Origin of the sequence: Acinetobacter tjernbergiae DSM 14971 = CIP 107465 (genome assembly GCF_000374425.1) — a bacterium.
Classification (GTDB): Bacteria; Pseudomonadota; Gammaproteobacteria; order Pseudomonadales; family Moraxellaceae; genus Acinetobacter; species Acinetobacter tjernbergiae.
On the sequence record NZ_KB894375.1, the window covers coordinates 1 to 13,146 of the forward strand.

Here is a 13,146-nt window from a genome sequence, read left to right on the forward strand (position 1 = left end):
AGGAAAATCAAATGGCTAAGGCTAAGTTTGAACGTAATAAACCACACGTAAACGTGGGTACAATTGGTCACGTTGACCATGGTAAAACAACTTTAACTGCTGCGATTGCAACTATTTGTGCAAAAACTTACGGCGGTGAAGCGAAAGATTACTCACAAATCGACTCAGCTCCTGAAGAAAAAGCACGTGGTATTACAATTAATACTTCACACGTAGAATACGATTCTCCAATCCGTCACTACGCTCACGTAGACTGTCCTGGTCACGCCGATTATGTTAAAAACATGATTACTGGTGCTGCTCAGATGGATGGCGCGATCCTTGTATGTGCTGCGACTGATGGTCCAATGCCACAAACTCGTGAACACATCCTTCTTTCACGTCAGGTTGGTGTACCATTTATTCTTGTATTCCTTAACAAGTGTGACCTTGTTGATGATGAAGAATTACTTGAATTAGTAGAAATGGAAGTTCGTGAACTTCTTTCTACTTATGACTTCCCTGGTGATGACACTCCAATCATCCGTGGTTCAGCGCTTCAAGCATTAAACGGTAATGACGGTCCTTACGGTGAAGCATCAGTTCTTGCACTTGTTGAAGCGCTTGATACTTATATTCCAGAACCAGAACGTGCAATCGACAAAGCATTCTTAATGCCAATCGAAGATGTATTCTCTATCTCTGGTCGTGGTACTGTAGTAACAGGTCGTGTTGAATCTGGTATCGTTAAAGTTGGCGAATCAGTTGAAATCGTTGGTATCCGCGATACAGTTGTAACGACTGTAACTGGCGTAGAAATGTTCCGTAAACTTCTTGACGAAGGTCGTGCGGGCGAGAACTGTGGTGTTCTTCTTCGTGGTACTAAGCGTGAAGACGTACAACGTGGTCAAGTACTTGCTAAACCAGGTACAATCAAGCCGCACACTAAATTCGATGCAGAAGTATATGTACTTTCTAAAGAAGAAGGTGGTCGTCATACTCCATTCCTTAACGGTTACCGTCCACAGTTCTACTTCCGTACAACTGACGTAACTGGCGCAATCCAATTACAAGACGGCGTAGAAATGGTAATGCCAGGTGACAACGTTGAGATGTCAGTAGAATTAATCCACCCGATCGCAATGGATCCAGGTCTACGTTTTGCAATCCGTGAAGGTGGTCGTACTGTAGGTGCCGGTGTTGTTGCGAAAGTAACTGTATAATCGCCTAAAGTAATAAAAAAACACCCCATTGGGGTGTTTTTTTATGTCTATTGTTCGACAATCTATCTGTAATAGTGTCCTAAACTGATACCTTGCTGTCCTAAACTGCACTTAATTCATTGCAATAAAACCGTAATATAAAACATAAGAAAATGAACAAAAGTACTAAATGGAAAATATTCCATTTAAAAGGAGTCAGCAGCATGAACGCTAAAGTAAATATTTCAAACCGTGCAGGTGCAAGTTTTCCAGTACGTCGTATGAACTTTGATTTTGATCAAGTACCCGAATATTGGATGAATGGTTCTGTTGGTTTAACCCATTTTATGACAGGACTTTCGGCCTTGTTTCCAGATGGTGAAAAATTATTTATTGATTCAGTGCGTGCTGTGCGCTATCACCCAGCAATTAAAGACAATGAAGAACTACAAAAAGAAATTAGTGCATTTATTGGTCAAGAAGCTATGCATACGCAAGAGCATGTCAATTTCAATGCCTCTGCACAAAAATATGGTCATGATGTTGCAACATTAGAAAGACGAACAGGTGTTGTGATCCAAACAGGTCGTAAGTTATTTGCTAAATTAGTCAAGCCGTTTGGTATGACTCAAGAAATGGTGGATTTAACAGCGACTACGGCACTGGAACACTTTACTGCGACAATTGCTTCTGAATTACTGCGTAACCCACATATTCAAGCATTGATGCAAGATGACACCATGTCATATATGTGGTTATGGCATGCTGTAGAAGAAAATGAACATAAAGCAGTTGCTTATGATGTTTATGAAGAAATATTCGGACGAGGTGTTAAAGCTTATGCTTTACGTAATACGGCACTCGTGGTTGCAATGGTCGCAATTTTTTTAACACAATCTTCATTTGTACTTAAATTATTGAAAGATGATGGAAAGCTGAATCTGAAAGAATTAGGTATGATTTATACCTATGCATATAGCCCATCTAAAGGGATTATTGCGGGTATGGCTGGTGAAATGTTGGCTTATTTTAAACCGCGTTTTCATCCAAATGATTTAGATACAGTACAGTTACTGAAGGATTGGAAAGCAAAATTGGGTTTGTAATTTTGCATTAGATCTCTAGTCATATCGTTTTATAGAAGGGCATGAAAGTTGCCCTTTTTTATTTTTAATCTCTGATTTACCCCTATGTTTTCAGGACGATGACATGTCCTAAGATGATGCTTTTCTGACCTTATCTGCACTTATTGAATGCATTTAAAAGAGCGTATAACTAAAGAATAAATCATGATGAGTGAAACATATTCACCATAAAGGAGAACAAAGTATGAATGCGAAAGTCAATATTTCAAATCGAGCTGGTGCTAGTTTTCCTGTACGCCGAATGGATTTTGAATTTGGTGAAGTGCCACGCTATTGGGCAAATGGTGATGCTGCTTTAACACATTTCATGACCGCACTTTCAGCTTTGTTTCCAGAAGGTGAACAATTCTTTGTAAATAGTACTCGTGCAGTACGTAATGATTCGAAACTTACTGATCCTCGGTTACAGAAAGAAATTAGTGCTTTTATTGGTCAGGAAGCGATGCATTCTAAAGAGCATTTGGCATTTAATGCAGCTGCGCAGGCTTATGGTTATGATGTACGTAAATTGGAAGCAAAAACGGGTAAAGTCATTCAATATGGTGTTGCTGTAAGTGCTAGATTATTAAAGCCGTTTGGTTTTACCAAAGAAATGATTGGTTTAACGGGAACTTGTGCTTTAGAACACTTTACCTCAACCATTGCCGAAGAACTGCTGAGTAATCCTAATATTCAATCCATGTTCATGGATGAGACCATGTATCACTTATGGATGTGGCATGCCGTTGAAGAAAATGAGCATAAAGCAGTGGCTTTTGATGTGTATGAAGCGATGTATGGGCAGGGGTTTAAAGCTTATTTTATGCGTTCATTAGCTTTAGTCATTGCAATGGGCTTAATCTTTATTACGCAGTCCTATTTCACTGCAACACTGTTAAAAACCGATGGTAAATTGACATGGCGTGATACCAAATACATGCTCAACTTCATGTATGGCTATAAAGGTTTTATGACGCGTCAGATTCCAACCTTGTTGGCATTTTTAAGACCTAAATTCCATCCAAATGATGATGATACAACTGCATTATTGAATAAATGGCGTGCTGAACTGGGTTTTAATATGAGTTAATTCAAATGGGCAAGCAAAATTGCCCATTTTCTTATTCAAATTTTGTATCGAATTACTGATAATCTACAGCAATATTTTATAAGAGTAGTAGGCCGTGATTCGATTGATGCAAGAAAGCGATTTAGATAGCGTTGTTGCAATTGAGCGTTTAGTGCAAACACATCCTTGGTCGAAGCAACAGTTTCAAGAATCTTTAGCCTCGTATCAATGTACGGTGTATGAGCAAGCCAATCAGGTGGTGGGTTTCTGTATTTTGCAGCCTGTTTTGGATGAAGCAAATTTATTATTGATGGCAATTCATCCAAATCAACAGGGGAAGGGATTGGGATATATATTATTGGATCATTCAATCCAACAATTAAAGAATCATCCGATCCAGATTTTTTTAGAAGTGCGTGAAAGTAATACAGCCGCCATTGGTTTGTATGAAAAAATAGGTTTTCATCAAATTGATTTACGCAAAAACTATTATCCAAATCGTGATGGTTCAAAAGAGCATGCTGTGATTATGGTCAAAACATGCACGGATGATTTTGCAGCCTTATTTAATAATTAAATTATTCCACTCAGAAGGTAGGGTACTCATCAATGAGTTGCCGAGCTGATGGATTTCATTTTCTGAGAGCGGACGATTAAGTCGACGCCATTGCCCATCGAGCAATAATTCCAGTGGTGTATATTGCGATTTATAATTCATTTTGGCTGAATGTGGCACCCAATAGCCTAGATATAAGTAATCTAGATTGAGCGTGCGTACATATTCAATTTGTTTAAGGATCGCAAATACCCCCAATGAACGGCGTTGTTCATTTGGATCGAAAAAGGTATAAACGGCAGAGAGCCCATCATCCATTAAGTCACAGGTGGAGACGGCAATCAGTTTTTGATCATCCCAAAGTTCGATAAAAAAACTTTCAGTACAGCTATGTACAAGGAATTTTTCAAACTGATCCAGTGTCGCTGGGTACATATCACCATCGGCATGGCGCTCGTTAATATAGCGTTCATATAAATCGTAATGTTGTTGAGAGGCTTGCGAGGTTGGCAAGATACTCATTGTTAAATCTTGATTGCGTTTCCATGCCTTTTTCTGGCTGCTATTCATTTTAAATTCTTGAATCGGAACACGACAAGATAAACATTGACGACATAAATGGCATTCAGGGCGATAGACAAAATCACCGCTACGGCGGAAACCGACGCGTGAAAGTTCTGACAATGTCACCACATCAATGCGGTGAATCGGGTCTAAAAATACCATCCGAGCTGACTTGTTATCAAGATAGCTACAGTCGTGTGGCGGCGTAATATAATACTGTAAGTCATTTAAAAGGGACTTGGGTTGGTATGATTTCATGAATCTGTCCCTCCAAGGTGTTAATCCATTAACCGTCTAATTTTGCACAAAGTGCTATTGTTTTACTTGAAAATACACGTTCTTGATAACTTTTCCAATTGATAGAGGGGGCAATAATTACATCTTGTAACGATTTTAGATAGACTTGGCGAGAAAGTGTACAAGCACCTAAGCTTAAAAGATGTTCATTGACCAATTGGCAATCTATCCAAGGTAATTTATTTTCCTGACCAATCAACATCAGTGTGTAAAAAGCCATTTTAGAAACGTCGGTTTCAGTACTAAACATGGACTCACCAAAACAACCTTTTCCAATGGTTACACCATATAAACCACCAACCAATTTTTCTTGGTGCCATACTTCTACACTATAGGCATAGCCTGCTTCGAATAAGGCACAGTACCCCTGAATGATGTCTTCACTAATCCATGTTTCATTGGCATAACTACGTGGGAGTGAACATGAGCGAATGACATCTTCAAAAGCATGATTAATCGTAATGTGATAATCATACTTTTTCATATTTCGAATCAGTGATTTACTTGGTTTGTACGCATAAGGCTCAATAATACAGCGAGGCTCTGGACTCCACCAACAAATCGGCTCATCTTCGTTGAACCAAGGGAATAGACCGTGTGTGTATGCTTCAAATAAGGTAGAAGGGGAAAGATCTGCACCTATGCAAATAAAGCCATGTCCTTCTGGATCGGCTTCAATAGGATCTGGGAAAATATATTGTGATAAAGGCAGCGCTTGCATAGTTGCTAAAGTGAATAAGAATGATTCTAAATTAACGCAACTAGAGCGCGTTGACAATCTATTCTAAATTGTCAACGCAAGGGAATATAGAGATTAGTTCAAATTATCGAGATATTTTTCAGCATCCAAAGCAGCCATACAGCCTGAACCTGCTGAAGTGATTGCTTGACGATAAATACTATCTGCTACATCACCTGCAGCAAATACGCCTTCAATAGAAGCGGCTGTTGCATTGCCTGAAGTACCACTTTGAACTTGAATATACCCATCACGCAAGTTCAACTGGTTTTCAAACATGCTGGTATTTGGCTTGTGTCCAATTGCAACAAAGAGACCTTGAACTTGAATATCTTGAGTGCTTGCATCTTGTGTGGACTGAATTCGAACAGCAGTTACACCCGTTTTATCACCCAAAACTTCATCGACTTGATGATTCCAAATAATACTGATTTTGCCTTCTTTTTCTTTTGCAAAAAGATGATCTTGTAAAATCTTTTCAGAACGCAAACTATCGCGACGGTGTACTAATGTGACATGTGCAGCGATATTGGAAAGATAAAGTGCTTCTTCAACGGCAGTATTACCGCCACCAACCACCATGACATTTTGGTTTTTATAGAAGAAACCATCACAGGTTGCACAAGCACTTACACCTTGACCCATAAATGCAGTTTCAGATTCAAGACCTAAATATTGCGCAGTTGCCCCTGTTGCAATAATAAGAGCATCACAAGTGTACTCTTCCATATCACCTTTTAAGACAAATGGACGCGTTTTAAGGTCTACTTCATTGATATGGTCATAAACAATTTCTGTACCGAATCGTTCTGCATGAGCTTGCATACGCTCCATTAATACAGGACCAGTTAATCCTTCAGGGTCGCCTGGCCAGTTATCAACTTCAGTTGTCGTTGTTAATTGACCACCCAATTGCAGACCCGCAATGAGTGTTGGTTTAAGATTTGCACGCGCTGCATAAACTGCTGCGCTATAACCAGCAGGACCAGAACCCAAAATAATTAACCGTGAATGGCGAGCGCTCATTAAAGAACATCCTTTTTATATTAAAACTGTTAAAATTATACGTTAATCCACATCAAAGTGGGGTGGATAATATTGATAAACCTAATCGAATTGAGCTATATCATGGAGAGCATTTACTGATATTTCATCAATGTTTGCAACAACTATGGATGTTAACAACAACAGTAAACAATCGTGCATCTTTTTTGTAAGAACGAGTGCATAATATAAAACTTATTGATCAAGGTCAGTTAGACCTTAATCGATACCTACAAATAACAAATTGGGTTACAGGACTGTATATGGCTGCGGTGTCAAGTGTTTATGCACAACGCTTTTTAATGACATTATTTTTGATTTCTTTTGGCATTTATCTATTTCTTGCCACAGTAACCTACACACCTTTCGATCCTGGTTGGATGCATATTTCAAGTGATACGCAACAGGTCTCAAATGCAAGTGGTGTTGCTGGTGCTTGGATTGCAGATTTGTTATTTGGTTTTTTAGGCTGGGCAAGTTTATTTATTCCTCTATTCTTGTTTATGGAAGCGATTCAAGTTTGGTGGCCTAGAAGTTTTTTAAATCGTCCATTTCGTTATGCAGCTCAGTTTTTCTTGATTCTGTCTATTTCGAGTTTATTGTATTTGCATTGGAATGTCCCTGCGGATACTTTAGAAAATGCGGCAGGTGGAATCATTGGTTATGAATTAGGTCAGAGCTTGTCTCAACTTTTGACGATTTATGGCGCAACATTTTTTTTACTATCCTTTAGTATTTTATTACTGACTTTGGCTTTTGGCATTCAGTGGAACAAAACATGGGCAACATTAAAAAATATGCCAGCCTATTTACAAGATTTATTCTATAAAAATATACCGCAACATGAATCTGCATATGATCTGACTGAGCAATTGGCTGTAGCGCAAACGCCTGTTTTAAAGACCAAGTCTTCGCTACCTGCTGATGAAACAAAGACTGTAGAAACTGGGGAAATAAGTCAGAAGGTAGAACCGAGCGTTCAGCCTAAATCTACGGCAGTAGATAATGCTCATCATCAACTATTAGCAGAAAAGTTGTTTGCTGATGTCGTTGCTAAGGAACAGCAAAATGCTCAACAGCAAGACGTATTGTCAGCAGAAGACTTTGAACAAACTTTAAAACATGCCCATCAACTAGAGGCCGAGAGTCAGCGTTTAGTTCAAACAGGGGAGGTGTGGCGTGCATTACAACACGATGATGCGAGCCATAAACAAGAAATTGATGCGCTTTTAAGAGCGGCTGATGATGCCGAAACTGTTCCATTTCAATATTCACAATCAGATAGCGCATCTTTAACTCAGCGTTCGAGTCAAAGTCATGTTGATTGGAATGATGACCAAATCTTTGATGAGTTATTGGCTGCTGTGCCAAATAGTAAAACTGCAACTGATCTGCATAAACCATTTACTCAAGACTTATCATCAAATCCCCATACAGAAATAGATGAAATTGAGTTTGAAATAGATACTGAAGTAACCGTTATTGATTCTACTCCACCATCAAATGTCATTCATTCACATGCCACTGCTGTTAAGGAGATGGGACATGATGATAAACATGCTTTTGCAAGTGATGATTTCGATGATCTTTTAATTGATGATAAAGATGAAAAAACTGAGCTTCAAACGACAAGCTATGCTCAGCCTCAGACTTTTGTAAAAGCACCCATTGAAGTTGAAGCGCCTAAAGAAACATTATCAAAAGAAGCATTTATTGAGGCATGGCAAGAGACTGCGGGTAAAGTTGAAGAAAATTTTGATATTGAAGATGATTTTGACTTAGATGCACCCTTAACAGATTCATTTGGTCGCCCAATGTCTCGTGCAATGCAAGTGGCACAAAAACGTCGTGACTTGCCAACTTTACCTGGTTTAGAGTTGTTAGATAAGGTCGATCCGAATAAGAAGGTGAATTTTACTGCTGAGCAATTAGCGCGATTATCAGAACTTTTAGAAATTAAACTACAAGAATTTAATGTTAAAGCCCAAGTTGTAGAGGCTCAACCTGGTCCAGTGGTGACTCGTTTTGAACTTGATCTTGCGCCGGGTGTGAAAGCATCTAAAGTCACCAATATTTCGCGTGATTTGGCACGTTCAATGTCGATGGCATCTGTTCGTGTGGTCGAAGTTATTCCAGGCAAACCTTATATTGGCATTGAAGTTCCGAATAGTAGCCGTGAAATGGTACGCTTGATTGAGTTGTTAAAAACGCCTGCATTTGAAGATCCTGCGGGCTTGCTCTCGATGGCGATGGGGAAAGACATTTCTGGCAATCCTGTGATTACCGACCTCGGCAAAGCACCGCATATGTTGGTTGCAGGAACAACGGGTTCAGGTAAGTCAGTTGCAGTCAACTCAATGATTTTGTCGATGTTATTAAAATACACGCCTGATCAATTACGCTTAATTCTAATTGACCCAAAACAGCTTGAATTAGCCAACTACAATGATATTCCACATTTATTAACACCTGTTGTTACTGATATGAAAGATGCTGTAAGCGCATTGAATTGGTGTGTCAATGAAATGGAGCGTCGTTATAAGCTAATGTCTTTTCTTAAAATTCGTAAGTTAGCAGACTATAACCGTAAAGTGGAAGAAGCAATTGCAAATGGTGACGATCTGATTGATCCGACATGGAAAGCCAGTGATTCGGTTGTCGGTGAGCGTGCGCCGCGTTTGGCTCCATTACCATCGATTGTGATCGTTGCCGATGAATTCGCCGACATGATTATGCAGGTCGGTAAAAAAGCAGAAGAAATGATTACACGTTTAGCACAAAAATCACGTGCGGCAGGTATCCATTTACTACTAGCAACCCAACGTCCATCTGTAGATGTGATTACAGGTTTGATTAAAGCGAATATTCCAACGCGTGTTGCTTTACGTGTAAACAGTAAGATTGATTCACGAACGATCCTCGATGCAGGCGGGGCAGAAGACTTATTGGGACATGGTGACATGTTATTCTTAGGGCCAGGTAAAATTGAGCCTGAGCGTGTGCATGGTGCTTTTATTAGTGATGATGAAGTGAACCGTATTTGTGATGCATGGCGTGAACGTGGTGAACCAGATTATGTTGATGAAATCTTAACGCCATTTGATGAAGAACCAACGTCACGTGGTTTTGAAGATGGTGATGGTGACCCAAGTCGTGATGCACTTTATGATCAATGTGTTTCTTTTGTTTTAGAAACTCGTAAGGCTTCAACTTCATCGTTACAACGCAAATTTAGTCTTGGCTATAACCGTGCGGCGCGTATCATTGATCAGATGGAAGAGAATGGGATCGTGAGCTCGATGGGAGCAAACGGTAAGCGCGATATTTTAGTTTAAAATTTTTAGATATCGGATCAAAATGAAAAAGACCTTAAATTTTTTTAAAATTTCCATTTGTGTTTTTGCGGGGATTTTATTTTGTGGGTGTGATAATAGTCGTGCAAATCAGATGAAATCAGATAATTTAGAAATTGATAAGAAAAATCATGCATCTGATATTGTAGAAGTTGATGAGGAAACTCATCAATATGATGTGAGTAGAGTTAGAAATAATGAAATATTAGATAGGCAAAATTTTCAGGAAAATATTCAAGTATTGTTTGAAAATAACAAATTTGATGAGTTGAATAAAATTTATATTCAACTTTTAAAAAGTGAAGAACGGACGTCAAGTGGTTTATGGAAACTAACAGTCTTTTATGATAGTTTTGACAAAATTCTTACTGCTAAAGAGGAAGAACAGTCAAAGAAGATATGGGAGTCTCACTATAAAAAAATATCAAAATGGAGTTCAGAATACCCGAATATTGCACTGCCTGAAATTTTAAAAGCAAAATTACTTTTAGCAAGAGCTTGGCAATATCGAGGCGAAGGATATATTTCAACCGTATCAACAGAAAATTTAAAGCAATGGAATACATATCTGACTAAAGCTAATGATTATTTAAATCATAAAATACCAAGTTTATCTAATGTAGATCCTGAATGGCATGTAGTTAACTTAGATGTAAAAACTTTCTTGAATAACTCTGAGCTAGAATATAAAAGTGCATTAGAGGATGCAACTAATCGTTTTCCTTATTATTATCCAATCTATTTTAATGCAGTCGTTTCTCATTACTCTCCTAAATGGGGAGGAGACTATGAGGAAATAGAAAAATTTGCTCATTTTGCTGTATCAAAAACGAATGCTAAAGAAGGTACTGCAATCTATTCTAGAATATATTGGGTTGTTGCAGACAATATGGAAATAGATAAATTAAGAAAAGAATCATATATAGATTGGCAATATTTTCGTAAATCAGTAAGAGAAGTTTTAAAACAATACCCAGATCAATGGAATTTTACTAACTATATCTATATATCATGTCAAGTTAAAGATAAAAAATTTACATCTGAACTCTTCCAAGGAATATCATTTCATGATCTTAATAATTGGAAGAATGAGTATGCATATGAAAATTGTCTTGCTTTTGCAAAAGGTACAGAAGATGAGTTAATGAAAGAACGAGAGCAAAAGTATATGGAACAGTTGAAAAAGGATTATCCTGAATATTTCCAAGTGAATTAAGTTTTAAACAATTACGAAAAGATTACTTTAATTCTACGATAGAAATATTTTCTTTAATTTACTCTATATAAATTGTAAAAAATTTAGGCTAAGTTATGTTCGTTGCATTATGTACACTAATTTTTGTGCATTGATTACGCCAGACCTAGATTTCTTTTGGTTTCACAAACTGCAATCAGTCGCTCCCGTAAAGAAGCTGTGTTGGTTTTTTGGGTATTTGCCTAGGTGCAATGCTATGGTCTTTATTGGCATTAATGGGACTGAATATTATTTTTGAGAAAATGGCTTGCTATGGTTTTTAGTGGTGGCTTTTGTATTCTCATTACCTACATTCAGAACTGCATATCAAAATTTTGCAAAATGGATTGATGGGATCTCTGGTGGAATTTTTACCCTATTAGGGATGTATCTGATTGGAAGTCGATAACAATAATAGAGCTAAAAAAGCCTGCTTGATGCAGGCTTTTCTATTAAGCAAATTTTGCTAAAACTTCTAAGAAACCATCTTTCTGACGTGGAAATTGAGCGATCACGTCATGAATACGCTGTCCTTCAGGATTAGTTGCATTCAGGTCACGACCATCAGCTAAAAATTGAGTAATCAAGCGCTCATAATCGAAAGGGCGCATATGTTTGAATGCATGATAGAGTACATGAAAGTCAGCATTTACATCTGCGGGTGGAAGTTGGTTGAGGTAGGCAAAAACACGCTCATCTGACCATTCTTCATTGAAAGTTGCTGGCTGTGATAATGCCATGACAATCTCCTCAGTCTTAAAATAATAAAGGCAAAATACGAGACTGAATAAATAACAAAGCATCGCTTTGTCCAGTCGTAAGGTATTTTGCCTTTATTTGCGAAAAATCGCTAATGAAAAAACTTCTATCGATCTTCAGGTAAATTGATATTCATTTCTAGCATTTCGATATTTGCTTCAGAACGAACTTGCATTTGAATATGCTGTTCATCTACACCACGAACATAACGACTGACCACTTGCATGATTTCTTTTTTCATTTGGTCAATTTTGTCTTGGCTTAAACGACGGCCTAAACCTTGTTCTGATGCAACAATAACTTTCAAGCGATCTTTGGCGGTTTGCGCACTTGATGGTTTTTCATCATTGCTGAATAGTTTACTCCAGAATCCTGCCATAATTACGCTCCAAATAGTCTAGCTAACCAACCTTTTGGCTGTACTGCAATGTGTCGATAAGGACGATCTTCGCCGAGGAAACGAGCAACTAAATCATCATAGGCTTGCCCAGCTTTAGTTTCATCATAAAGAATTACGGGTTTACCTTCGTTAGATGCTTGTAGTACGCTTGGACACTCAGGAATAACACCCAAAGTCGGCACACGTAAAATATCTTTAGAAATATCATCAATCGTTAACATTTCTTGTTTGTCAGCACGTTCAGGGTTGAAACGTGTGATACAGAGATGTTTACGGATACGGCCTTCGTTGTGTTCAACTTTTTTAGTTTTACTATCAAGCATACCAATAATACGATCTGAGTCACGCACTGATGAAATCTCAGGGTTTGTCACAATGATTGCTTCATCAGCATGATACATTGCCAAGATCGCGCCACGCTCAATCCCCGCAGGTGAATCACAGATAATATAGTCAAACTCTTGAGCAAGCTCATCAATCACACGAGCAACGCCTTCATCACTCAAAGCATCTTTATCACGTGTTTGTGATGCAGGGAGAATGTACAAGTTTTCGATTTCTTTATCACGAATCAATGCTTGTTGTAAGCGAGCTTCATTATTGATGACATTCACAAAGTCATAAACGACACGGCGTTCGCAGCCCATGATCAAATCAAGATTACGTAAACCTACATCGAAATCGATCACAACAGTTTTATGACCACGTAGGGCTAAACCTGTTGCAAAAGATGCACTTGTTGTAGTTTTACCTACACCACCTTTGCCTGACGTTACGACAACAATTTTGGCCACCGAATCCACTCCTATTTATGGTCATACGCCCC

12 protein-coding genes and 1 pseudogene are annotated in these 13,146 nt (G+C 38.3%); 7 read left to right on the forward strand and 6 right to left on the reverse strand.

Going from position 1 to position 13,146, the window contains the following annotated elements; genetic code table 11:
- The first annotated feature begins 11 nt into the window (after positions 1-11).
- The 4 genes from tuf (at position 12) to rimI (ending at position 3,951) form a co-directional block, all read left to right on the forward strand.
- Entirely contained in the window at positions 12-1,202 is a 1,191-nt protein-coding gene (tuf, locus tag C502_RS0115150) for an elongation factor Tu (RefSeq protein WP_018679175.1), read from the forward strand.
- A 203-nt stretch (positions 1,203-1,405) separates the two neighbouring features.
- Complete coding sequence (locus C502_RS0115155; RefSeq protein WP_018679643.1) at positions 1,406-2,287, forward strand: metal-dependent hydrolase; 882 nt, start codon at positions 1,406-1,408, stop codon at positions 2,285-2,287.
- Positions 2,288-2,510: 223 nt separating this feature from the next.
- Positions 2,511-3,395, forward strand: a complete 885-nt coding sequence (locus tag C502_RS0115160) for a metal-dependent hydrolase (protein ID WP_018679644.1) — start codon at positions 2,511-2,513, stop codon at positions 3,393-3,395.
- A gap of 94 nt (positions 3,396-3,489) precedes the next feature.
- On the forward strand, positions 3,490-3,951 hold the full coding sequence (rimI, locus tag C502_RS0115165; protein ID WP_171067641.1) for a ribosomal protein S18-alanine N-acetyltransferase: 462 nt from the start codon (positions 3,490-3,492) through the stop codon (positions 3,949-3,951).
- Here the strand turns inward: rimI and C502_RS0115170 are convergent.
- From C502_RS0115170 to trxB, 3 genes are all read right to left on the reverse strand, one after another.
- The gene (locus tag C502_RS0115170) at positions 3,937-4,752 is read right to left on the reverse strand and encodes an arginyltransferase (RefSeq protein WP_018679646.1); all 816 of its coding nucleotides are present in this window, start codon (positions 4,750-4,752) and stop codon (positions 3,937-3,939) included. The genes rimI and C502_RS0115170 overlap by 15 nt on opposite strands.
- Before the next feature lie 28 nt (positions 4,753-4,780).
- The gene (aat, locus tag C502_RS0115175) at positions 4,781-5,512 is read right to left on the reverse strand and encodes a leucyl/phenylalanyl-tRNA--protein transferase (RefSeq protein ID WP_018679647.1); all 732 of its coding nucleotides are present in this window, start codon (positions 5,510-5,512) and stop codon (positions 4,781-4,783) included.
- A gap of 93 nt (positions 5,513-5,605) precedes the next feature.
- Positions 5,606-6,556, reverse strand: coding sequence for a thioredoxin-disulfide reductase (gene trxB / locus C502_RS0115180; protein WP_018679648.1), 951 nt, complete (start codon positions 6,554-6,556; stop codon positions 5,606-5,608).
- Between the two features lie 281 nt (positions 6,557-6,837).
- Here trxB and C502_RS0115185 point away from each other — a divergent pair, with 281 nt between their 5' ends.
- From C502_RS0115185 to C502_RS18980, 3 genes and pseudogenes are all read left to right on the forward strand, one after another.
- Positions 6,838-9,909: a DNA translocase FtsK gene (locus C502_RS0115185; RefSeq protein WP_018679649.1), complete on the forward strand. Its 3,072-nt coding sequence runs from the start codon at positions 6,838-6,840 to the stop codon at positions 9,907-9,909.
- Between the two features lie 22 nt (positions 9,910-9,931).
- On the forward strand, positions 9,932-11,143 hold the full coding sequence (locus C502_RS0115190) for a hypothetical protein (protein WP_018679650.1): 1,212 nt from the start codon (positions 9,932-9,934) through the stop codon (positions 11,141-11,143).
- A 109-nt stretch (positions 11,144-11,252) separates the two neighbouring features.
- A pseudogene (locus C502_RS18980) lies at positions 11,253-11,570 on the forward strand (LysE family transporter).
- 43 nt (positions 11,571-11,613) lie between these two features.
- Here C502_RS18980 and C502_RS0115195 read toward each other — a convergent pair.
- The 3 genes from C502_RS0115195 to minD all read right to left on the reverse strand — a co-directional run bounded on the left by C502_RS0115195 (position 11,614) and on the right by minD (position 13,114).
- Positions 11,614-11,901 carry a PA4642 family protein gene (locus C502_RS0115195; RefSeq protein WP_018679651.1) on the reverse strand — a complete coding sequence of 96 codons (288 nt, stop codon included), beginning with the start codon at positions 11,899-11,901 and terminating at the stop codon, positions 11,614-11,616.
- A 125-nt stretch (positions 11,902-12,026) separates the two neighbouring features.
- Positions 12,027-12,299, reverse strand: coding sequence for a cell division topological specificity factor MinE (gene minE / locus C502_RS0115200; protein WP_018679652.1), 273 nt, complete (start codon positions 12,297-12,299; stop codon positions 12,027-12,029).
- 2 nt (positions 12,300-12,301) lie between these two features.
- A complete protein-coding gene (gene minD, locus C502_RS0115205) occupies positions 12,302-13,114 on the reverse strand; it encodes a septum site-determining protein MinD (protein WP_018679653.1) in 813 nt (270 codons plus the stop codon).
- Between the last annotated feature and the right edge of the window lie 32 nt (positions 13,115-13,146).